This window comes from bacterium, from assembly GCA_021372615.1.
Lineage (GTDB): Bacteria > Armatimonadota > Zipacnadia > Zipacnadales > UBA11051 > JAJFUB01.
In genome coordinates this window covers 92,391-114,944 of sequence record JAJFUB010000029.1, presented here as the reverse complement: position 1 = coordinate 114,944, position 22,554 = coordinate 92,391, and the positions used below count along the sequence as shown (strand labels likewise).

Below are 22,554 nucleotides of genomic sequence, written 5' to 3'. Positions count from 1 at the left end.
GGGCCCGGCGCACACGACGCGCCACCCGCCGCCTATGCTAGCAGAAGACGCCCGACAGGAGTGTCGGGCATACCTGGCGATCAGCTAGCGGCTGGCCAGCCACTTCACCGCGTTCAGAAACACCTGCCGCTCGAAGCCTTCGGCCGCGGTGGGCTTGTTGTCCTTGGCGAGCAGGATGGTGCCGTCGTAGATGACGCGCCCCAGGCGCTGCTGGCCCGCGACCATGACCGCGCCGCCCGCGGGGTCCTTCAGAATGACCGTGCCCTTGCTACCGGGCTTGATGGTGAGGTGGTCCCAGTAGCTGTGCGTGCCCTCGTCCCCCACCTTCAGGCCCGTTGTGATCGGGTGCTCGGCGGCGACGACGACGCGGTTGCTGTCCAGCCGCTCCGCCGCCCCGAGCCCGATCTGCGGGAAGGTCGTCTCGTAGCCGAACTGGCTGCGCTCGAAGCCGACTGAGTTGTGCGCGAAGAGCACGCCGCCCCCGCCTTCCTGCACGAAGCGCCGCAGCACCTCGAGGAACTCGTAGCGCCCGGCGCTGCGACCCGTGGTGCACTGCGGGTAGAGCAGGACCTCGTACTTGAGCAGGTTCGACAGGCTCAGATCGTCGGTCAGCGTGACCTCGTAGCCCTCGAGGCCCTTGAGGGTCAGCTCCCAGCTCTTCTCGCCGATGGCGCTGCCGCCGTCGGCGGCGGGGCTGTAGATCGCCACCCGCACCGGGCCGTCGTGCTTCACCCGCTGCACCTTCAGCGCGCGGTCGGCCATGCGCCGCCGCGCGGCCACCAGGGAGTCCCGCAGCTTGCCGAAGTCCGCGTCCACGCCGGGCACCGCCGGATACGCGCCCCGCTTGGCGTTGCGGTAGAAGGTGGCGTCGAACTGCTTGAGGTCGGCGGTCTCCTGCTGCAAGCGTTGCAGGTCTGCCAGTCCCTCCTGGATCACCGCCTCCCCCGCCTTGACGTGCTCCTCGACCTTGTCGGCCGCACCCTCGGACACGCCCTGGTTGGCCATCATCAGGTGGTAGTGGGCCTGGGCATAGGGCGCCAGGCAGTGCGTGCGCTGCAGGTAGTAGGTGAACAGCCGCGCGGGGATGTCCTCCAGGCCGGCAGCCAGCGGCCGGGCCTGGTCCAGCGCTGCCGCCGCGGCCCGGCAGCTCTGGGCCTGCTGCAGCATCATCTCGGGCGTGATCTCGATGGGGGGCAGGTTCTGCTTGCGCAGGGCCCGGTTGGGGTCCTCCACGACTCTGCCCGGCTGGACGATGAGCGAGGGGATGATGCCCTTGTTGAAGGCCTCGAAGACGAGCGGGCCCGCTTCGGCGCCCCACATGTTGCGGCAGGCGAGTAGCGTCCAGCGGTCTATCACCGGCGTGGGCTTCTGGCCGTTGTCGGTGCGGAAGTCATAGTAGGAGCCGGTGAAGGCCTCGGCACCCTCACTCTTGGCGTTCCAGGCGAACTGCCCCGCCACCGCCCGCGTGATGTAGTTGGGGAAGTTGCGGTCAATCCGCGTGGCCATGATGTCGCCGTTGTTGCCGTAGAAGTTGGACCCCATGAACCGCGAGGCGGTGATGATCCAGCCGGAGTCCACCCAGCCGGAGGCCATCTTGTACCAGTAGTACATCGGCCGGTCGCCGTAGCAGGCGCGGAACTGGTCCATGAACTTGCGCTCGCCCAGCCAGACGCAGACGGCCACGTCCCTGGGGATGAGCTGCCCGATGCGCTGGTGGTAGTCGCGCCCGGTCTTCTCGATCTCCGCGAGGGTAGCTTCCGGGTAGTACTTGCGGATGCCCTCCACATCCAGGTAGATGGCGCTGTACGGGTAGATGACGAAGACGATGGTCTGCTTCGGGTTGACCTTGCGGAACTCCTCATAGTAGATGCCGAAGACGTGAGCATCGGCGGCCGCGCGGTCATCGCCCCAGCGGGCCTTGTCGGCTTCCGAGCGCTTGCTCCACAGCTCCGGGTCGGGGACACCGCCGCCATCCTGGGGGTGCAAGACGACGCAGTCCAGCCCGGCCGCCTGGTAGAACGCCGCCATCTCGCGGGCGCGCTGGTGCAGTAGCTCGTCATTGCTCCAGGTGAAGTACATCCCGTTGAGGAGCTGCAGCCCGGCAAAGCGGGGGTCGTTCTTGTTGGCGGCCTCGGTGCCGACATTGGTGGACTGGTACTCCTCGCACAGGAACCCGCGCTCGTGGGCGTAGTCGTTGATCGGCTTGACCCATTCGGCCACAGTGGTCACGCCCGGCACCTTCTCACTGCCGTAGAAGAAGTCGCCGAGCATGTTGAGTTTGCACCGCAGCATCCAGTCCACTTGCCCCTGGAGGGCCTTGACGTAGTCTTCGCCCTTGGCGCCGTACACGGGCAGGCACTTGCGCATCTGCTGCAGGGAGCCGGTGCCGCGGATCCTGAAGTCAGGCCAGTCGCGGACCTCTCCCACCGTCAGGAGTCCCCGGTCCCCGGCCTTCTCGATGAAGTAGCGTAGCGTAACCGCCGCATAGAGAGTGCCCAGGGAGTCGCTGCCGCACAGCAGCGCGACCTGCCGGGAGCCGACCTTCGGGAACTGGATGAGGTATCCCTGGGGGCCCGGATCGGTGGGGGTGATCTTCGCCTTCGCCGTCTTGACCAGCGACCGCGCCAGCGGACCGGCCTCACAGGCGGCCAGCACAATGGGCAGCCCGGTAACGCCCTTGAGGTCCTCAACGCTCGCGCAGGCTTTGACCGGCAGCGGCGCGAGGCCGAGGGTTGTCAGCCGCTGGTTGATCTCCTCGGCGCCGATCTGCGTCTGACGGCTGCCGTCCCCCAGGACAAGCGTGGCCTGTGGCCCGGCGGCGGTCACGATCTCCAACTGCTGCCCGGTCACCTTGATGCTGCGCGGCTCGGGGATGATGTTGCGCCATGCGGCCGGCGCCGCCTCACACGCCAGTGCTGAGAGCACGGCCAGCATCGTCAGTACGGGTCTGAGCATCGCGAATTCCTCCGTCGTTCCGGTCGGGCGCTACCTGCTTGGTGCAGTGTCGTCTCTTCCCTCGCGCGGTCGCCTTTCCCTGCTACGGGTGGTCTCTGCCCGGTCACCCGGACAAGCAGGGAGGCCGATGGGAGTCGCCAGGGAGCAGGAACGTGGAACACAAAGAGAGCATATTGGTATAGGCGTTGGGGCACGCGGTTCCGCGTCGGTAGGCGGCGGACTCTGTCGGGTCCATCCCGAGTGGAGGGTTCCACATGCATGCGACACGAGGACGTGGCTGGACCGTAGGACTGGAAACGGCGTTCGTCGTTCTGCTGCTGGCAGGGGCGGCGACAGGGAGTGGTGTAGGTCAGCCGGGGCGAGCCAAAGTCATCGCTGTGACTACGGGCCCCCTGGCCTACACCTTCGATGCCCGGGGCTACCTCGTGACCGATGAGGCGGCGCTTCCCGGCACCCAGGTCGGGCTCACCCCCGTGGACCCCGACGCGGAGCCGGAGGCCTCGGCGGCTGCTTTCGAGGTCATGCTGCTGGACCTGGACAGACCCCGGGGGGCGACTGACGCGGTCCAGGAAGGGCCGCCGATCGTCCTAACCCCGGCGCGCTTGAGCTACCTGCGGCGGCGCCATGCGCCGGCGCTCACCGAGGGCTTCAGCGAGCAGGCATTCAGTGACCTGGTCGCCGACCTCGTGGGCCTCCAGAGCGGCGCCGGCATACAGGATGCGCCGCCCGGCCCTGGCGGGAAGCCCGGGGCCGGCGCGCCGACGCGCTATGATCTGCCCCAGCAACGCCTGCTGTGGGAGTTGCTGAAGTCTTCCTCGGCCCCGCGGCTGTTCGTGGACTTCGACGGAGCCAACCGGGCGCGGGTGTGGGGGGCGCTGTCGGGCAGACCCGCAGTCCCAGAGGCTACCGGGCAGTGGGCGGAGTCGGCCAACCAACGAGACCTCCTGGCTGCCTCGGCTGGAGTTCAGGGACTCGTGCTCATGAAGAGGGACGACGGCAGCCTCGTGCCACCGGGCCAGGCAGTGGAGGTGGTCATCACGGGCACCCCGGGCGGCCAGCGCAAAGCCTGGACCGTCGCCACGAACACAGCGGGGTACTTCTGCTGGCCACTGCCCCAGGACGCCACCGGCAGGATCAGCGTGGGGATCCCGGATACGGAGGCCGTGGCCGAGGTGACGGCAACGCCGGGCTCGTGGAGCAATGTCGTCATCATCTCGGAGGGTCCGCTGCCGCTGGGCGCGCGGGGCGAGAAGGGCGTCGGCCGCGGAGGGCCGGGAGCCCGTGACGCGGTGGGGATCGTCGGCGCACTGACGGGGCTGCTGGCGGGCACCGCCGCCGGCAGCATCGTCCCGGCACTCAGCAGCAGTGGCCTCCCCCTGCAGACGGGCGTGGTGTGGACCCCGGGGAAGTCCGCGCGGGCCTACTACGGGCTGGAGAGGGCTCTGGAACCGACGTCCTATGACCGGTCGCCCCGGTCGCTGGGACAGGCGAACATGGTCATCGAGTTCTGGCGGTACCCGCTGGTAGGGCGGTCGGGGCAGATCCGCGCCGGGGAGGGCGAACGAGCCTACCGGGAGCGGGCCCAGGCGCTCTGCGAGGCCGCCCGCGCGCGCCACGAGGCAGCCAGGCAGGCGGCGGAGGCATCGGCGGCGGAGCTGGACCGGCTCACGAAGATCATCCGGGAAGCCCAGCCGGACAAGGATGCTGCTGCCTACAAGGCGCTGGTCGAAGCGCAGATTGCGCTGCGCAAGGATGACCGGGAGCGCCGTAGCGAGGCCGAGGCCCGGGGAGCAGCCTACCAGGCCCAACTGGACCTGCTGGATCTGTGTCGCGCACGCGAGTTGCAGGCCACGGGGCTGAGAGCGCCTGACGCGCAGGAGACGTGGACCGCCCTGTGTGCAGGCTACAACCGCTACGGGCAGTTGCCCCAGCGGCCGACGCCGGACGACGTCGCCATGCTCCAGGCACGGATCCAGCAGAAGCTGGAGGACGACAGCGCGCGGGCGGAGTCGCTGGGACCCGACGCCTGGTTCGAGGACCCCTACCGCGAGCACCTCGCCTATGAGGGGACGCCTCAGAAGCAGGACAAGCTGGGGTATGTGCGCTTTCTGCGGGTGCGTCTGATCGCGACGGGTGTTCCTACCGAGGCGCTCAACATCGCCAACCGCGTCAAGCCGGGCCGCTGGGGGCTCAGCGCAGGGATGGTCGCCGGCGAGGGAGGGAGTCAGCCAGCCGTGGGCGGCTGGTGGCTGTGGCACAGCCTGGGCCTGCGCCTTACCGTCGGCAGCACCTTCTCCAGCCACGACGAGCCCGGCGAGTTGATGCTGGGGTGCGGAGTGCAGGTGCCGCTCGGCGTGGGCAGCAGTAGCAGCGGAGTCAGCCTCAGCAGCGGCGGCGGGAGCAGCCGCAGCGGCAGCAGCACCCGGGCCAGCGCCAGTACCAGTGAGAGCGGAGGCGGCAAGGGCAAGGCTGAGGCCGGCGGCAAGGGGTCGGGACCGGGCGAGGGCGCCGGTGGTCGTCCGGGCGGCGGGCCTCCTCCGGGCGGCACAGGCAAGCCGCCAGCGTCCGGCGGGAGCGGCAGCGGTGAGCACTAGAGCGGTGGCGCGACATGCCGGGCGGAGCTGGTGCCGGGCCGCGCTGGGCGCCATGCTGGTCGCCGTGGCGATGTGGGCGGGGCCGGTATCGGGCGACCCGGCGGCGCCGGCGGGGGTGGACCTGCCGGCACTGCTACGCGCCGGCAACCCCGTAGACCTGCAGACGCCCCTCGATGGCCTGCGGGGGGACAGCCCCTCGACGCGCTGGGCGCGAGCGCGCCTGCACGAACGGCAGGCTGAAGTCCTGTCCGCAGCCGGGCTCGCGGGAGCTTCCGGTGAGGCGGCGGCACGGGGCCTGGGGGACTGCGGGACGGACGCCTGGGAGGTGGCGGCACGGTTGCACCTGATCGTGGCTCGCCGCTGCGACGAACTCGGCCCCGACCGCCGTGCCGCATACGACGGGCTTCGCGAGCGAACATGGGAGGCCGAGGTCGCCGCGGCCGACGCGGTGGTGGGGCGACTCGGTGACACCTTTGGGGCCCGCGTGATCGGCCGGCAGATGGAGGCCGAACGGTCGTACCACTCGTGCCGTACTCTCCCCGACGCGAACCCGGACAGGCTGCTCGGGCCCGTGGTGCAGAAGCTTCGCGACCTGCGCACAACGGCGGGTGACACGGACCAGCGGAGCCTGGCGTCCGGGGCGTTGTGCAGTGCGCTGAACGACTATGCTGACGCCTGCCGGCGCCAGGGCAATGAGCTGTCCGATGCCGGCGGGGGGCCCGCTCGGGCTGTCGCGCTGCTCAAGGCCGCGGTACGGCTCTCCGGCGAGGCGTGGGAGGCGTACGGCGACGTGCCCAACCCCGTGAGCGCCAGCCAGGCGACGTTGCTGCAGAATCGTGCACTGGCCCTGCTGAACCTGGGAGAGGTTCTGCTCTACGCCACCTCCTTTGACGACCCAAGGTTGACGGCGGCACAGAAGGAGGCTCTCCTGCAGCCGGTACGACAGTCGGCCCCGCCCACAGAGGCGACGCGGCTGTTGCAGGAGGCTTCGCGCCTGGTGGGGGCGGGCCGCACGCCAGCCCAGGCGCCGCCAGCGATGCGTCTGCACTGGATGCTGCTGCAGAACCTGGCGCGGGCGCTGACATACGAGGTGCTGGTGACGTCACCGGCTGACCCGACCCCGGGCCTGCTCCGGGCGCAGCGACTGGCGCGGCGCTCCGGCGATGCCCTGGAGGGCCTCGGGCTGTACCGGGAGGCGCTGGACGCGATGGCGCAGGAGGCCCGGGCGCTCGAGCTGGGCGGACAGATGATCGAGGCGGTGCTGGTCTATCTGCATGGGATCGGGCTGTGCGAGCGCACGGTGGCCGGACTGGCCCCGGCGGAGGGCGCGGAGTACCGCCGCACCAGGGACGCCATGTTCGGGCGACTGAACGCGGTCCTGCTCTGGCTGCGACAGCAGGGCAAGCCCTTCCCGGAGGAACTGCTGGGCGAGTGGGGCGCGAGCTGGGAGGAGATGGCGTGGCAGGTGTCCGATCTCGCGAAAGCCCGAACGTTCGCGGACCTGGTGCAGATGGGAGCCGTGTGGCGGGAGTCGCAAGTCCCGGTGATCGCTGCTGCCGAGCGCCTGCGGCACGACCTGGTGCGCCTGGAAGAGAAGGCCGCCGGCGGGACCCTTGGCGAGGTCGGACAGCAGGACCTGGCACGCATGAGGGGGCAGTGGGTCGAGATGGCCGCGGCGCTGGCGGCGGGGACCGAGCGGGGCTACGGCGAGGCCATGGCGGCGACGCGCGTGTCGCTCGTGCAGGTCCAATCGGCCATGCACGACGATGAGGTCATCGTGGCCTACAGCCTGTGGCGCGACGTGGGGACGGTCACGGTGCTCCGGAAGACGGGGCCGCCCACGCTGGTGGCACTAGACCTCGGCAGTAACCGCGCCGTGGCGGCGAAGCTGCTGGGGCTGCAGGAGAGTCAGGAGTTGGAGGCCGTCGTGGCGAGGTTGGTGCAGGCCACGCAGGAGGGCCTGTGGCCGGAGCGGACCGGGGTGACGTCGCCGGAGGGCGGGACGCAGCCGGTGGTCGGGAAGTGGCCGCAGGCGCTGCGCCTGCTCTACGACCTCCTGATCGCGCCTGTTTCAGCCGAGATCGGCGAGGCGCGGACCGTCATCGTCGTGCCGCATGGGGTCATGCACTACCTCCCCTTCGAGGCGCTCATCGCGGGCTTCCCTGACGACCGGGCGCCGGCCGAGACGGCTGCGACCGTGCCGGCAGACACGCGCTTCTGGGGCCTGGAGGGCCGCGTCCGGGCGGTAGCGTACCTGCCCACGACCGGGTCGCTTGTCACCTTGCGCCGGCAGGCGGGGGCGCCGACCGCCGGTGTCGGGATCGTGAACCGGCCCCGCTATCCGCAGGTGGCCGCAGGGGACGCCTATCAGCAGGCGGTCGCGAAGCTGGGGCCCATCAGTGACAGTGTAGCGGCGGAGGTACGTGCCCCAGGGCCGTACGAGGCCGCTGCGGCCACGCCGTCGGCGGCGCGCCAAGTGCTGCAGGCGCCACTTGCGCTGGCGGTTCTGGGCTGCCACGGACAGGCCAACTGGCGCGACCCGTTGGCCTCGTGCTTGCGGCTGGCGCCGTCGCCCGGGTGTGAGCACGAGGCGGCCATGCGCGAGGGCGAGCCCCTGGACCTCGCCCAGACGATGACGCTGCCTATCGCGGTCCCCGTCGTGTTCCTGGCAGCATGCCAGACCGGCCAGGCGATGGCCGCCGGCGGCACGCGGGGCTCGGGCAACATGGGGCGGCCGGGGGACGACCTGCTGAGCCTGTCGCGGGGCTACCTGATCGCCGGAGCCAGCGCACTGGTCACCTCGCTGTGGGAGTGCGACCCGGCAGTCACGGTGGACTTCTGGCGAGCGTTCTCACAGGCGTGGATGAAGGGCGGGCTGCCGGTGGGCGAGGCAGTACTGGCAGCCAAGCGGGAGATCGTGCGCCGGCAGGCGGCGGGCTCAAGGACACCGTACGCCACACCCACATGGTGGGCGGGGTTCGAGGTGCACGGCGACCCGGCGCGCAAGTGTGCGGCGAACTAGCAGCACAGGCAGAGGCACGATGGTCACGAGGCGCCGGGCGACGATGGGGGCAGCGATGGCGCTGGCCGCGGCATTCCTCGCCGCGCCGGCGACGGCGGAGCAGTACGCGCTCCTGTGCGGCTGTGCAGTCTACGACGAGGGGCCGAACCTCAAGCCGGCGGACCTGCCGACGACGGTCAATGACGTGCTGTCACTGTACGAGGTCTTGGTGCGTCGCTTCGGGTTCAAGCCGGAGAACATCCGGGTATTGCTCAGCCCCCCGGAGCAGTGGCCGCTCCAGACGCCCGCCGCCGGGCCAGCCACCAGCGCCAACATCGCGGAGAGCTTCGCGAGTTGGTTCGGCAGGGCCGGCCCGGACGACCTCATCTTCTTCAGCTACTCCGGCCACGGGACATTCCTCCACTACACAGGCGGGGGCGCCAATATCCACGAGGAGGCGCTGCTCGGCTCGGACTACGCGAGGACCGACCCGCCACAGGTGCTGACCTTCTCGCAGCTACGCTGGCTGCACTCACGCCTGCGCGATGGGCAGTCCGTGTTCGTCATTGACGCCTGCCATTCCGGCGGTGGGGCGCTGGCGATGGATGTGCTGCGCTCGCCCTTCGGCCCCGAGCCGCCCATCCGGTACTCGGCGACAGAGCCAGAGACGCGACCGGTGGCGACGCCGGCGTTGGCCGCCGCGGGGCTGGCGCCACAGATCAGCCCGGAGGACCTGGCGGCGATCCAGCGACGGACCGTGACCGTGACGGCCTGCCAGTCGTGGGAGGTGGCGTCGGGCGTCGGGCCGGAACTGCCGGTCGGAGGCCAGTTGCGGCAGACGGGGGTGCTGACAGGCTCCCTGGTGCGCGCGCTGACCGCGGGACCGGAGAACCAATCATGGGACGACATCGCGCGCACGGCGCGGTTCCTGTCGGTGCTGGGCTGCATCGGGCAGACGACCAATGCCCACGGGCAGGGCCTGGGGGCTGCACCGTTCGTACAGCCCGCCGCGTCGCCGGCCGGGCTGCCCTACTATGTGGCCGTGCCACACGAGGGCGCGCTGGTGATGCCGGCTGACCCCTTCCTGGGGGCGGGGAGTGCCCTGGCGGTGTATGGGGAGCCAAGACCGGTCGGAACACCCGTGGCGCCGTCGGCGACGCTGGAAGCGCCACCGGAGGGTGGGGGGATGGCGCGTCTGGCCGGCACGACGGAGACGGGCGGACCCCGAGCGGCGGTGGCGCGCCTGCAGCAGATCGTGCTGCCGAAGCTGCGCGTGTGCGCGCAGGCGGCCGATCCGCTCGGACTGGACCTGCCGGACGAGAGCCGAGGTGTGCGGGAGCGACTCGGGGCGGCGCCGTACGTGCAACTGAGTGAGTCGGCCCGCGATCCGGGAACGGACTACCGGATGTGGGTCAGCATCGAGGAAGAGAACGTGACACGGCCGTTCGCGCGGGCCAGGGCGGCCGACTTCCCCTGCCGACTGGCGCACGGCAGGCCCGCCCCCCGGTCGCTGGAGGACTCGGTGACATGGCTGCGGGGAATGCTGCACTACCTGCGGGCGGTCCAGGGAGCAGCGTGGCTGCGGAACCACGGCCATACGTTCCGGGTGTCGGTGACCCCCGACCGAGACCGGCCGCTGTATCTGCCCGGCGCCACGGTGAAGCTCAAGCTGGAGGCGAGCGCGCCGTGCCACGTGGTCGTGGTGGCAGCCGACACGACGGGGCGCGTCGTGGTGCTGCCGCCGCAGGCGATCAGCCCCGCTCAGGCGGGCGAGGCGATGCTCACGCTGCCGACCGGAGGGCCCCCGCACGACATGCGGCTGGCCGTGGCCAAGGTCTTTGCGTTCGCCCGGCCGCCCGAGGCGGCGGCAGTGGCGCAGGTTGCGGCGGGGGGGAAGACGGACCCGGCGCAGGCGATGCTGCAACTGCTGCGCACGACGCTCGGCGGACCATCGGCTAACAGCATCCCGACGGAGGGGTGGGCCGATAGCGAGACCTTTGTCGCAGCATGGGATCGCGTCCCGTTGAGTGCACCCCTGGAGTTCTGAGGCGCGCTACTTGTCGGCGCCCAGCCTCTTTGACCGCAAGTGCTCATCGAGCAGCCGCCACGTGCGGTCGCCCCGGGCGGACTCGACGAACCGACCATAGGCGTCCACAGCCCACTCCACCTGGTTCGCAGCCTCCCACACCCGCCCGAGCAGGTAGTACCCGCCCGGGTTCCCCTGGGTCAGCAAGTGCTTCGCGAGGCTCTCGTCCTTGGTGGTCACGATCCCGGCCAGATCCCTGGCGGGGCGCGCGCAGACGCGGTCGAGGAGGGCGACGGCCTGATCCAGCTGCTTGAGCGTCAGCCGCCCCCACGCCAGGTTGACCTGCACCCCCGCATCCTGCGGCGAGATGGCAGCGGCCCGTGTCAGATGAGTGAGCGCCTCCTCGGTCCTGTCGAGGTTCAGCAGGTAGAACCCCACGGCCGAGTCAGTGCAGGCGCAGTCCAGCGAACGCGGCGTCAGCCTCTGGTAGATGGACAGCGCCTGCTGCAGCCACTCCACTGCCGCGCCTGAGTTCCCCTGGTGGCCGTAGACCTGACCGATGTTGGCGTAGCTCATCGCGCACAGTGACGAGCCCGGGGCCCGGCGCTCCAGCAGCGGCCGCGCTTTCTGGTGCCACTGCAGGGCGCGGTCGTACTCACCGTGGTTGGCGTAGGCGGTCCCGATGTTGTTGTACACCGCCGCGCAGGCCAACGAGTCCGGCGTGAGACGCTCCCGGATGGCCAGCGCCTTTTCGTACCACGCCAGGGCCTGGTCCATCTCGCCCTGGTCGCAGGCGACGTTTCCGAGGTTGTTGTAGATGACGGCACAGTCGCGGGAGCCGGGCGCTTCCTTCTCGTAGATGTCCAGCGCCTGCCGGAAACGCGCCAGGGCCCGCTCGTCGTCGCCCTGGCTCCGGTACGCAGCGCCGATGTTGTTGTAGGTGCTGGCGCAACCCAGCGAGCCGGGTGCCAGCCGCTCGCGGATGGCCAGCGCCTTCGCATACCACTGCAGCGCCTGGTCCAGATCGCCCCGGGAGGTGTGGATGGTGCCGAGGTTACTGTAGCTGACCGCGCAGTCGAGGGTGTCGGGCGCGAGCCGCTCGCGGATTGTGACGGCCTTGCGGTACCACTCGAGCGCGCGCCCCTGGTCGTCCATGTCGGCGTAGGCATTGCCGAGCTTGTTGTGGACGGCGGCGCAGTCCAGCGAGCCAGGCGACATCTGCTCGCGGATCGCCAGGGCCTGTTGGTATCCTGCCAGCGCCGCCTGCAAGTCGCTGCGCAGCTTCGCCTGGTCGGCGAGCACGACGAAGGCGGCGGCGCGGCTGGCCGGGTCGGGCTCCGCGGCGGCGCGTTGGGCAGCATAGGCGCAGACCGGCTCAGCCACGGCGCCCGACACGCCCCGGTACAGGGCCAGGCCCACCGTGGCCCACCATTGCGCTTCGAGGCCGGGGGTAGTCAGGTGGCCCCAGAGGCGGGGCTTGCGGGCATCGAGTTCCGGGCGGGCCGCCTCGGGGAGGAACTCATCGGGCTGCATGAGCTGCTCGTCCGCCAGGTGCTGGATCCAGGCGAGGTACGCCTCGGCCGCGTCCGGCCACTTGCGCTGGAGGCGGAGACCCTCCGCCACCGACAGCTCCGCCCAGGCGCGGGCCCGTCCGCTCTGCGCGGCGAGCGCCCGTCCGGCTTGCTCCTCCTGCTTGCCGATGGCGTCCGCGCGCCCGGGGTCCTGCCTCCCCAGGGCCGCGTTCACCTCCACCAGGCGCCGCATGGCCACAAGCGCCCCGGCCGCGCCCGTGGCGCCGGCCTGGGCTTGCTCAAGCCTCGTCCGCGCCTCTTGCAGGCGCCCGGCGGCGATGTCCTGCTCCGCCTCGGCCAGCAGGCGCACTTGCGTCGGCGTGATCTGCTGTCGCCACCGGTCGGCGCGCCGGGCCTGTTCGAGGGCGCCGGGGCTGATGTTCTGTGCGACCATCTCGGCGAGGTCCTGAATGGCGACCTGGTAGTCGGCCAGCGGGTAGAACCTGCCCTCCTCGCGCGGTAGGCGCGTGGTGCCAAAGACGGTGGTGTTGCCCTTCTTGAGGGTCGCCAGCAGCCAGAAGGGCGTGTCATCGGCCCACTGCTTCTCGTCGGGCTGCGCGGTATTCCACGAGGCCATCAGCACGTAGCCGCTGTCCTTCCCTACCTGCCCGGCCTCGGCCGCAGCCGCCAGCGTTTCGGGGGACCAGTTCGCGGGCAGACCGCCTGCCAGGTCGCCCAGCTTCCGCTCCTTCAGCAGGGCCGCCAGGGCCTCCGTGCTCACGGTGTCCACCTGCGCCTGCTTGAGCAGTCCCCCCAGTGTCACCGGCAGCGCCCACGAGTACAGCCCGGACCCGCGCGTCGGCAGCACGACCAGGCGACCGACGACACCCCCGCTGCCAGCCCGGAGTTCGGCCTGCTGGGCCCAGGCGCCATGTGACTGCACGGCCAGCAGGAGGAGCAATAGGCCGGTGACGACACGGCCGGCATGGGGACCACGGTACCGCGGATGTGTCATCTCGACCTCTGTGCGGGCGGGAGGGGTCGGGCCGATCCGTGCCGGCGTCTGCCAACCTCGGCGTCCTCGGGTGACTGATCGCCCGCCTGCCCGTGCCGTGATTCTACCGCTTCTCACCCGCCGGCGAAAGACCGTCGTGCGTCTGTCTCGCCACGACGGCATGGTGACCGTCCGGCAGGGCAATGTCAAGCGACACGATAGGAGCTTCATCGTGAATCGGCCGGGGCGGCCCGGCCAGCCGGTCGAGGCCTGCAGGACGCGGTGGGGCAGGGCGAACGTGGACGGGATGGTGGCGAAGCACCTGACGGCATCGCTTCCGTTGCCTGTCGAGGTGAGTCTGGCGGGAGAGGATCGAGGGAATGTCAAGATCGAGCTATCGGGGTCGGGACGGTGAGGCGGGGCTGCATGGCACGTGGCGACCCGACACGCGCGCTCCGGGCAGGAGATTGCCGCTGCCGGTCCGAACCTGTGTGCGGGACGATAGCATAGCCTGAAGCTGAGGACGGGACGGGTAGGAGTACGTTCTGAGCCCTGCCCCGGAGAGAGGACGACGCGGTGACTAGACTCGGCGGAACCACCTGCCCCAACTGCGGGGCGGTCATGCCTGACGACAGCGAGACCTGTTCGCACTGTGGGGCGGTCTTGCGCAGCCCCGACCCCACGGAGCCGTCTCCGCCTGTCGCCGCGACGCCCCCTGTCCCCGCCACACCCCGGCCACCCGAGTCGATCATCGTTCCCCCGCTGCCACCAACTGCTGGGCCGACGCCGGGGGGGGTCGTCTCCGTCAATCGGACCGTCACGGCGCAGGTCCACCTGAGCTTCCCACAGGAGGCCGTGGACAAGCAGCAGTGGCTGACCGAGGAGCAGTGGCGGCGGCTGATGGAGGCGTACGAGGAGCAACTGGCGGCGCGCATGAGGACCGACCTGCAGAGCGGACAGGCCCTGGACCTGGCGACCGAGAGCAGGTCAGTGCGAGTGCCCTGGGAGCAGGTGGGCGACCAGCTTGACCCCGCGCAGCGACTGGAGATCGAGCAGCGGCTGCAGCAGTTGCTGAGCAGCACCCCAGCCCTCCCGCCCACACCGGGCGTCGCCATGCCGCCGGTGGTCGTCAGGACTCCGGTCAGGGCCAGGACCAGCATCGGTTGCAGCCTGCTATGGCTTGCGCTGGCCGTCACGTTGGCAGGCGCGGTCCTGTGCGTGGTGGCACACTGAGGGCGAGCGAGCGGGCCTCGACGCGCTGACCGTGTCGCGCACGAGGCACGCCGTGAGGTTCCTGTCTACCAGGCTGGTGCCGCAGCCAGGCGTCAAGCGGTCCTGGACCGGTGCGCCCGGAGGCCGGGCACACCGGGTTGCCGCGCTTCAGGACCTGCCGCCTGCGCCAGACCTACATGTACCACCGGTCATCCACGCTGCCACCGCGCATGGCCGACTCGGTGGCGAACTTCACGTGACCGTCCACATACAGGACGTTCATACCGCCATTGTGGGGGAAGCGCATGCGGTTGACGCCAGCGGGATCCAGCGTCGCGGCGGCGGTGTTGCGGATCCAGTTGGTGTAGTAGGCCGAGTCGGTCATCATGTAGATCTCGGCCGGACGGACGATTGCGCCAACCGAGAGTGGTGGGTTCACTCGGCCGAAATGGTCCAGGCTGTGGACGTACACCAGGTTGTCCTGAATGCCATAGGTCACCACCTGCTGGCTCACGTAGACTGCCGGCACCCCGTAGGTGGCCCAGTACTGGCCCGCTGCACTGGGGCACTGCCAGAGCTGAGTGTTCTTCATGTACGGAGCGATGTTGTCCTGGAGGTAGACCTGGGTGCCAGCGGGATTGTACGGCGCCAGCAAAGGCATCTTCTCGTCATAGTCCTGGGTGTACTGCAGGATGGCAAGTCCAAGCTGCTTGAGATTGCTCTGGCACGCCGATTGCCGTGCCTTCTCACGCGCCTTCGCGAACACCGGGAACAGGATCGCCGCCAGGATGGCGATGATCGCGATGACAACCAGAAGCTCAATCAACGTGAAACCGCGGCGCATGGCATCACTTCCCCTTTGTGGTTGTGCGTGCTGCGGAGGGCAACTTCGCCTCGAGGGCGGCGACTCCTCCAGAGGCTCTGCCTCATCGCCGGGGTAACGAGGATGGTGTCTTCGCACGGCCTCACCCGGGGGCTGAGTGTGCCAGGCGAGGGCCATGGGAGGTGCTGTTCCCGAGCGCTCACGAGTTGGTGAAGCTGGCCGCACGCGCGCAGCGCTCCAGCCGGGCCACGTGCTCCGGGTCAGCCGCCGGGCGGTCGGCCAGCGGTGAGCGCAGCCCCAGTTGTGCCCATTTGCTCAGGCCCAGCGTGTGGTACGGCAGCAGCTCGATGCGCTCCAGCGTCGGCAACCCCCGCAGCGCCTCGCCCAGGCGGTGCGCGTCGGCCTCCGTGTCATTCCACCCCGGCACGATCACCTGCCGCACCCACAGCGCCACCCCTGCCGCCGTCACCTGACGCACGAACTCCCACGTGCGCGACAGTTCCCCGCCGGTCAGCGCCCGGTACTGCTCGGGGTCGGTGGCCTTGAGATCGAGAATCACCAGGTCGGTGTGGCGTAGAACCTCAGCGGCGGCCGGGCCGGGACAGGCGCCGCTGGTGTCGAGGGCGGTGTGGAGGCCCTGCGCGCGGCACAGGTGCGAGACCTCGGCCGCAAACTGCGGCTGGGCCAGCGGCTCGCCACCGGAGAGCGTGACCCCGCCCTGCGCCCCGAAGTACGGCCGCAGCCGGCACACCCGCGCCACGAGCGCCTCGGCGGAGATCTCCGTGCCGCCGGCGAGGTCCCACGTGTCGGGGTTGTGGCAGTACTGGCAGCGCAAGGGGCAGCCCTGCAGGAACACCACGGCGCGCAGGCCGGGCCCGTCCAGCGCCCCCAGCGTCTCGATTGAGTGCAGGCGTCCAGTCATGGCGATCCCGTGCCTCACATCGCCTCGTGGAAGGTCCGCTCGAGCACTTCCTCCTGCTGCTCGCGACTGAGCTTGTGGAAGTTGACCGCATAGCCCGACACGCGGATGGTCAGGTGCGGGTGGCGCTCGGGGTGAGCCATGGCCTCGATGAGCAGGTCGCGGTTGACCACGTTCACATTCAGGTGGTGGGCCTGCTGGCTGAAGTAGCCGTCCAGCAGGCTGACCAGGTTGCCACTGCGGCTGCGCAGGCTGCGGCCGAGCGTGGCGGGCGTGACCGAGAACGTGCAGGAGATGCCGTCCTGGCAGCTCTCATAGGGCAGCTTGGCCACCGAGTTGAGCGAGGCCAGGGCCCCGCAGCGGTCGCGGTGGTGGAGCGGGTTGGCCCCGGGGGCGAAGGGCTCGCCGGCGGGGCGGCCATCGGGTGTCATGCCCGTCTTGTGGCCATAGACGACGTTGGAGGTGATCGTCAGCACGGACAGGGTCGGCCGGGCGCCGCGGTACAGTTCGTGTTGCGCCAGGCTGGCCTCGAACTCGCTGATCTGCTCGGCCGCGAGGCTGTCCACCCGGTCGTCATCGTTGCCAAACTGCGGGTAGTCGCCCGCCACCTCGAACTGCGTTAGCAGCCCGCGCTCGTCGCGACGCGCGGTCACCTGCGCGTACTTGATGGCGCTGAGCGAGTCCGCCAGCACGGAGAGCCCGGCCACGCCAAAGGCCATGAGGCGCTCGACGGTGGTGTCGTGCAGGGCCATCTGCAGCTTCTCACAGGCGTACTTGTCGTGCATGTAGTGGATGACGTTCATCGTGTTGGCGTACAGGCCGGCCAGCCAGTCGCGGTAGAAGCGGAAGCGCTCCATGACCGTAGCGTAGTCGAGCACGCCCTCGGGCAGGGGCGGCAGCTCGGGCCCGACCTGGGTGCCGCTGATCTCGTCCCGGCCCCCGTTGAGCGCCATGAGCAGCACCTTGGGGAGGTTGCAGCGCGCCCCGAAGTATTGCATCTGCCGACCGGTCTGCATCGCCGACACGCAGCAGGCGATGCCGTAGTCGTCGCCATACAGCGGCCGCATCACGTCATCGTTCTCGTACTGGATGGCGCCCGTCTCGATGGAGACCCGCGCGCAGTAGCGCTTCCAGGCTGCGGGGAGCGTCTGCGCCCACAGAACGGTCAGGTTGGGCTCCGGCGCGGGGCCGAGGTTGTAGAGGGTGTGGAGCATGCGGAAGCTGGTGCGCGTGACCAGCGTGCGCCCGTCCTCGCCCTGCCCGCCGAGGGCTTCAGTGACCCACGTGGGGTCGCCCGCGAACAGCTCGTTGTAGTCTGGCGTCCGCAGTTGCCGAGCCAGCCGCAGCTTCAGGCACAGGTCATCCATCAACTCCTGCGCGCCCGCCTCATCCAGCGTGCCCTCGGCCAGGTCGCGCTCGAAGTAGATGTCCAGGAAGGCGCTCACCCGCCCCAGCGACATCGCCGCCCCGTTCTGCTCCTTGATGGCGCCGAGGTAGGCGAAGTACAGCCACTGCACCGCCTCACGGGCCGTGGTCGCCGGGCCGGAGACGTCGTAGCCGTAGAGCGCGGCCATGTCCTTGAGCTTGCCCAGGAAGTCAATCTGCTTGTGCAACTCCTCGGACAGACGAATGGTCTCTTCGGTCATGGGCCCGCGGCCCAGCGCGCGCTTGTCGGCCTGCTTGGCGGCGATCAGCCGGTCCACGCCGTAGAGTGGCACGCGGCGGTAGTCGCCGATGATGCGGCCGCGACCGTAGGCATCCGGCAGGCCGGTGATGACCCCGCTGCGCCGGGCCGCGCGCATCTCGTCGGTATAGACGCGGAAGACGCCCTCATTGTGGGTGGTGCGGTACGAGAAGATCTCCTCCACCCGCTCGTCCAGCGTGTAGCCGTACTCCTCGCAGGCGGCGCGCGCCATGCGGATGCCGCCGAAGGGATTCACGCCGCGTCGCAGCGGGGCGTCGGTCTGCAAGCCGACGATGAGTTCGTGCTCGCGGTCGAGATAGCCAGCCGGGTAGGTCAGCAGAGAGGAGATGGTGGAGGTGTCAATGTCGAGTACGCCCCCGGCGTCGGCCTCGGCTTGCATCAAGCGTTGGGCCTCGGCCAGAACGTGCCGGGTGCGAGGGGTGGGGTCGGCGAGGAAGGCCTCGTCGCCGGTGTAAGGGGTGTAGTGGCGCTGGATGAAATCGCGGACGGCGATCCCATCGCGCCAAGGGCCATTGTCGAATCCGCGCCAGGCATCCTGGGCCATGATCTTCCCTCCTCGGGAGGTGGTGAGATCCCGCCATGGCAGCACGGGCCTGGAACGCAAAAGCCTGGGCCACTCCATGTCGGGGCCCAGGCGGTCGGCGCGTACAACTGCTCTGATCCCTGTGGTGAACTCCACTTCCGCCAGTCTCAGAGCAACGCTTGATTGTGCAGGTATTGTACACCCCCGGAGCGCCGGCGGTCAACTGCCCGAGCCTCAGGGCGGGGTGTCGGCCGCAGCCACAGGCGAAGGCCGACGGGGACCCCGCCGCGGGAAGCCAGCGAGGCGACGTTTCAGGCGGGGTCCCTGTCGGCTACGCCGACACCCCGCCCTGTGACAGCCCGTCGCGCAGGGCCTGGAGGCTTGCCGTCTGGCCCTCCGCGTCGCGGACCTCAATGAACACCGGCGCGTGGTTCAGCTGACCGGTGTGCCACGCCCACAGGAACGAACTGAGGGAAACGAGAGGGCCGTAGAAACCCGTGAAGGGCTGGTGGTTGTGCATGCCCCCGCTCGCGGTGATGACCTGATGTATATGGTACCCGCCCGTCTGCCGCCCCACCAGGGCATACCAGGCGCCGAGGGTGAACTCGCCGGCGAAGGGGTCGTTGTTGCGCGCATGGCCAAGGTCCAGCAGCATCGCGACCGCCTCGCTCCCCAGCCGCGCCTGCAGCTCCGCGACCCAGGCCAGGCATTCATCCGGCAGATAGCCATAGCGGCGCGAGTCATCGGGCGCATCGCGGGCCGTCATGTGCATGTTCTCGATGACGATGCGGACACCCCGCGCGGCTGCCGGCTCCAGCAGCCGACAGAACGTGTCGGCGACACTGCGCCACGTCGGCGAGCCGGGCTGCATCAGCCTCACCGGCACGCGCGGGACGTGGACCGTCAGCGCCTGCACCCCGCTCTGCAGGCCGAGGCGCAGCAGTTCCCCCCACGTTGCGACCTCCGGCGGCTCGCTCTCATCCTCGTGCCACGGTACGTCCGGCATGTGCCAGGATAGGTACCGTCCGCCCGCTGCCCGCCACTGCCCGAGGGCCTCGCGCAGGGCCTCCGGTTCGGTCGCGGCAGTCCTGGCCCGTAGCTCGACACAGCCCACACCCTCCACAGCAGCCCGCAGCAGGCCGTCGGGGGCCTCGCCGGGACACGCCAGGCCCAGCAGAGAGCCGAACTCCTCTCGCTCGTCGTCTGACCAGCCCTCGACCGTGCCCCCCGGGAAGCTCCATTCGCTGCGCTGCCAGCCGCCGTCCTGCAGCGTGAAGAGCGCCGCCGCCGGCGGGCCGCCGATGGCCTTGTCGGGGTCGAGACCCCGCACCGTGTGCGTGGGCGCCCCGGCCCAGCAGACTTCACGGTCGCGGTGCGAGTGCGCTGCCACGATCAGCGAGGGCCGAGCCCGCCGCGCCCACGCCTCGAGCCACTGGCGGCTTTCCAGGGGCAGCATCTCCGGCAGGATGTGCGTGACCACGACCAGGGCCCTGTCCCCCACCCCCTCGGCGGCCCGCGCCAGGGCCGCACGCGCCGCGTCGGTCACCTGTCCCTCACACGTGTCTAGCAGGACCACGCGACACTCGGGGTGATCCGCTACGGTGGGACTGGCGAGGGCCTGCAGGACTGCGGCCCGTTGCGCGGGGTCGCGCAGGTCGGAGTTGCCCGGGGTGACGAGGCAGGTCAGACCGCAGCCGTCCAGCTTGCGCCGGAAGGTGGCGGCCGCCTCCGGCGAGCCGGCGGCGGTGATGTCGCCGGCGACCACCAGGACCTCGGGCGGGCGCGCCGCCAACGTCGTCAGGGCCCAGTCGAGGCAGGCCTCCTGGGCTGTGTCGGCCATCGCGGGCAGGTGTGTGTCGGCGATGACCGCCAGAGTGAAAGACATGGGACCCCTTCCGCCGCCGGTCGGCGCACAGCCGTCCGTGGGCTACAGGACGAGTTCGTCGCCGTCGTGGGCGATCAGGCACGGGCAGGACAGGTGTTGCTCACAGTACTGGCGCAGCGTCGCCTCACCCTCTCCGTGCCACGGGTCGTGGATGTGATACAGGGCCACCTGTCGCACCTGCATCCGGCCCACCACCGGCAGGATGTCCTCCGGCTTGATGTGGGTCATCTCCATGACGAGCAGGTCCAATGGCTCGTCGCGCAGGTGATCCAGCGCATGGTCTCGCAGGGCGCCCGACAGGTCGCCAGAGAAGGCGAGACGCTTCCCCTCCGCCTCCATGAGGTACGAGAAGGACTGCCCGCTGCAGGGCTGCGGCCCGAGCTTCGGGTTGTCGAAGGAGCCGGTCAGGTGCGCACTGTAGCGGGCGCTGACGGTGATCTGCTCATCCTCGTACACCGGACCAGGACGCACGGGATGCAGGTGCACCTGGATGCGCCCCCCGTCGAGGTTCAGGTACAGCGTGCGTAGGTACTGCTCGATGTTCGCCGCGCCCTCTTCGGGCAGGCAGTACTGGACGACCTGCGGCGGATCGCTCCGCTTGACGAGCATGTTGGTCAGCTGCGCGAGGCCGCCGACGTGGTCGGCGTGCAGGTGAGTGACGAAGAGCGCCCGCAAGCGCTCCAGGCCGATCTGGGAGCGGACGAGGGTGCCGGTCGCGGGCTCGCCACAGTCAATGAGATAGTGGCTGTCGCTGACTTCGAGCAAGGTGGAGCTGTTGTAGCGGGAGGTGGTGTGACTGCCGTGGCTGGTACCGAGAAACACAAGTCGCATGGCGCCACTCTTCGCCGCCGAGGGGCGCCGTCCCTACCTCTCCTCCTCCACGACCACCACGCGGAACTGCCGGGCCGCTACCAACCCGCGCAGACGGCGCTGCAGCACCTCGGACGGCTGGGGCAGCCGCCACCACAGCGGCTGGCCCAGGCCGGAGGCCTCCAGCAGGCGTGCGAAACCCTCGGGCGACAGCAACTGCTCGGGCACGGGCAGGGCCTGCCCGCCGGTCAACTCCATCTCGCGGTTGAGCAGGATCACCGTCACCAGCGGGGCCTGCCGCGCGGCGGCTTCGAGCAGCGCCGACCAGGCGGAGTGGAACAGGCCGTAGTCGCCGAGGACCGCCAGCGACGGACGCCCCGCCAGCGCCGCGCCGGCGGCGGTGCTCACGGGCGCTCCCAGCGCCAGCGCCATGTCCGAGGCGCTGGTGCGGTTCGGGGAGCCCACATCCACACTCAGCAGCAGGTCGGGCATCTCCTCCCGCAGGGCGCCGACGGCCGCCACCAGCGGGTTCTCCGGTCGAGAGGAGGGGCGGTGGGTGCGTGGCTGCGGCGCCTCCACCGTCCAGGTGGCCACCGGATCGCCGACCGTCGCCAGCGCGGCCGTGAGGTCGTCGGCGCTGACCGCCCCGAGCGGCGGTAGGTGGCCAGTCAGCCGGCCCCGCACCTTCGCCGCCGCGCCCTGAGGCGCCAGCACCTGCAGCAGCTCTCGCTCCAGCACTGGCGCGCCGTCTTCGGCCACCAGGAGGTGACGATAGGGCGACAGCGCCTCCAGCAGCCACGGCCACGGCGACAGCGGGCAGCTATAGGGCAACACGATCACCGGCCGGTCCAGCCCCTGCGCCAGCACCGCCGGGTACCCGCAGGCCACGACTGCCGTGTCTCCCTCGGGCACGGGCAGCGGCGGCAGGAGGGCACCCAACTCGCGGGCCAGCAGGGGCTGGACAGTGGCCCAGAAGTGCGCATGACGCCCGCGCTTGGACAGGCCGGAGACCACCGCCCGCTCAATCGGTCCGCCCCCGCAGTTGACCTGCGGCAACTCCGGGCACATGCCGCTCAGGCGCAGGGCATGCTGCGTCGCGCGCACCGTGACCGGAACTCGCGCCAGCGCCGACAGGCGGAAGCCCTCGGCGACTGCGGCTGCGGCCGAGACCGGGTCGGCCACATCGAGCACCGGCAGTCGCAGCGCCGCCCCGAGCAGGCGTCCGTCCGCCTCGATGGTCGAGAACTCCGGTCCTACATCGTCGGCGACCACCAGCAGCAAGCCGCCGCCCCCGCTGTGGGAGGCGGCGTTGGCCAGCGAGTCGGCCAGCGACAGCGCGCCGACCTGCTTGCAGATCACCGCGGCGTTGCGCCCGGTCGCCGCGATGCCAAAGGCCATCTCGAAGGCCACACGCTCATTGACGGACCAGGGGGGCGGTGCCCCCGCGGCGGCCCTCCAGGCTTCGCCGAGCTCACTCGCCGGGAAGCCCGGCACGCCATACACGGTCGCGTCGTGCCGGCACAGTGCCTGCGCCACCGCCTCGTAGCCTGTCATCTCGACGGGCGCCTCGCCTGGTGAACGGCCCATTGTCATGCC

General features: G+C 70.3%; 13 protein-coding genes. 5 read left to right on the top strand and 8 right to left on the bottom strand.

All coding sequences use genetic code 11. From position 1 onward, the window contains the following. Positions 1-84 precede the first annotated feature (84 nt). A complete protein-coding gene (locus LLH23_05205) occupies positions 85-2,955 on the bottom strand; it encodes a hypothetical protein (GenBank protein ID MCE5237871.1) in 2,871 nt (956 codons plus the stop codon). Positions 2,956-3,209: 254 nt separating this feature from the next. On the opposite strand from LLH23_05205, the gene LLH23_05200 reads away from it, so the two are divergent. The 3 genes from LLH23_05200 to LLH23_05190 are packed head-to-tail and all read left to right on the top strand — an operon-like array spanning position 3,210 to position 10,597. After that, positions 3,210-5,549: a hypothetical protein gene (locus LLH23_05200; GenBank protein ID MCE5237870.1), complete on the top strand. Its 2,340-nt coding sequence runs from the start codon at positions 3,210-3,212 to the stop codon at positions 5,547-5,549. Beyond that, the gene (locus LLH23_05195; protein MCE5237869.1) at positions 5,539-8,571 is read left to right on the top strand and encodes a CHAT domain-containing protein; all 3,033 of its coding nucleotides are present in this window, start codon (positions 5,539-5,541) and stop codon (positions 8,569-8,571) included. Before LLH23_05200 ends, LLH23_05195 begins: the two co-directional genes overlap by 11 nt. A 19-nt stretch (positions 8,572-8,590) precedes the next feature. Next, positions 8,591-10,597, top strand: a complete 2,007-nt coding sequence (locus tag LLH23_05190; protein MCE5237868.1) for a caspase family protein — start codon at positions 8,591-8,593, stop codon at positions 10,595-10,597. Positions 10,598-10,603: 6 nt separating this feature from the next. On the opposite strand, the gene LLH23_05185 is transcribed toward LLH23_05190, so the two are convergent. Next, on the bottom strand, positions 10,604-13,102 hold the full coding sequence (locus tag LLH23_05185; protein ID MCE5237867.1) for a tetratricopeptide repeat protein: 2,499 nt from the start codon (positions 13,100-13,102) through the stop codon (positions 10,604-10,606). A gap of 136 nt (positions 13,103-13,238) precedes the next feature. On the opposite strand from LLH23_05185, the gene LLH23_05180 reads away from it, so the two are divergent. After that, complete coding sequence (locus LLH23_05180) at positions 13,239-13,496, top strand: hypothetical protein (protein ID MCE5237866.1); 258 nt, start codon at positions 13,239-13,241, stop codon at positions 13,494-13,496. A gap of 161 nt (positions 13,497-13,657) precedes the next feature. After that, positions 13,658-14,314: a zinc ribbon domain-containing protein gene (locus tag LLH23_05175; GenBank protein MCE5237865.1), complete on the top strand. Its 657-nt coding sequence runs from the start codon at positions 13,658-13,660 to the stop codon at positions 14,312-14,314. A 172-nt stretch (positions 14,315-14,486) separates the two neighbouring features. On the opposite strand, the gene LLH23_05170 is transcribed toward LLH23_05175, so the two are convergent. From LLH23_05170 to LLH23_05145, 6 genes are all read right to left on the bottom strand, one after another. Next, complete coding sequence (locus LLH23_05170) at positions 14,487-15,137, bottom strand: DUF1559 domain-containing protein (GenBank protein MCE5237864.1); 651 nt, start codon at positions 15,135-15,137, stop codon at positions 14,487-14,489. 178 nt (positions 15,138-15,315) lie between these two features. Beyond that, entirely contained in the window at positions 15,316-16,038 is a 723-nt protein-coding gene (gene pflA / locus LLH23_05165; GenBank protein MCE5237863.1) for a pyruvate formate lyase-activating protein, read from the bottom strand. Positions 16,039-16,052: 14 nt separating this feature from the next. Next, entirely contained in the window at positions 16,053-18,284 is a 2,232-nt protein-coding gene (pflB, locus tag LLH23_05160) for a formate C-acetyltransferase (GenBank protein ID MCE5237862.1), read from the bottom strand. Between the two features lie 310 nt (positions 18,285-18,594). Continuing rightward, the gene (locus tag LLH23_05155) at positions 18,595-20,148 is read right to left on the bottom strand and encodes a TIM barrel protein (GenBank protein MCE5237861.1); all 1,554 of its coding nucleotides are present in this window, start codon (positions 20,146-20,148) and stop codon (positions 18,595-18,597) included. Positions 20,149-20,190: 42 nt separating this feature from the next. Next, positions 20,191-20,979, bottom strand: a complete 789-nt coding sequence (locus tag LLH23_05150; protein MCE5237860.1) for an MBL fold metallo-hydrolase — start codon at positions 20,977-20,979, stop codon at positions 20,191-20,193. A gap of 33 nt (positions 20,980-21,012) precedes the next feature. Further along, complete coding sequence (locus tag LLH23_05145; GenBank protein MCE5237859.1) at positions 21,013-22,545, bottom strand: thiamine pyrophosphate-dependent enzyme; 1,533 nt, start codon at positions 22,543-22,545, stop codon at positions 21,013-21,015. Between the last annotated feature and the right edge of the window lie 9 nt (positions 22,546-22,554).

Excerpts from the sequence above, each read along its gene's own strand:
- LLH23_05145 (MCE5237859.1), bottom strand. The coding sequence starts at position 22,545 with ATGGGCCGTTCACCAGGCGAGGCGCCCGTCGAGATGACAGGCTACGAG.
- LLH23_05200 (MCE5237870.1), top strand. The coding sequence starts at position 3,210 with ATGCATGCGACACGAGGACGTGGCTGGACCGTAGGACTGGAAACGGCG.
- LLH23_05150 (MCE5237860.1), bottom strand. The coding sequence starts at position 20,979 with ATGCGACTTGTGTTTCTCGGTACCAGCCACGGCAGTCACACCACCTCC.
- LLH23_05190 (MCE5237868.1), top strand. The coding sequence starts at position 8,591 with ATGGTCACGAGGCGCCGGGCGACGATGGGGGCAGCGATGGCGCTGGCC.
- LLH23_05170 (MCE5237864.1), bottom strand. The coding sequence starts at position 15,137 with ATGCGCCGCGGTTTCACGTTGATTGAGCTTCTGGTTGTCATCGCGATC.
- LLH23_05185 (MCE5237867.1), bottom strand. The coding sequence starts at position 13,102 with ATGACACATCCGCGGTACCGTGGTCCCCATGCCGGCCGTGTCGTCACC.
- pflA (MCE5237863.1), bottom strand. The coding sequence starts at position 16,038 with ATGACTGGACGCCTGCACTCAATCGAGACGCTGGGGGCGCTGGACGGG.
- LLH23_05205 (MCE5237871.1), bottom strand. The coding sequence starts at position 2,955 with ATGCTCAGACCCGTACTGACGATGCTGGCCGTGCTCTCAGCACTGGCG.
- LLH23_05155 (MCE5237861.1), bottom strand. The coding sequence starts at position 20,148 with ATGTCTTTCACTCTGGCGGTCATCGCCGACACACACCTGCCCGCGATG.
- pflB (MCE5237862.1), bottom strand. The coding sequence starts at position 18,284 with ATGGCCCAGGATGCCTGGCGCGGATTCGACAATGGCCCTTGGCGCGAT.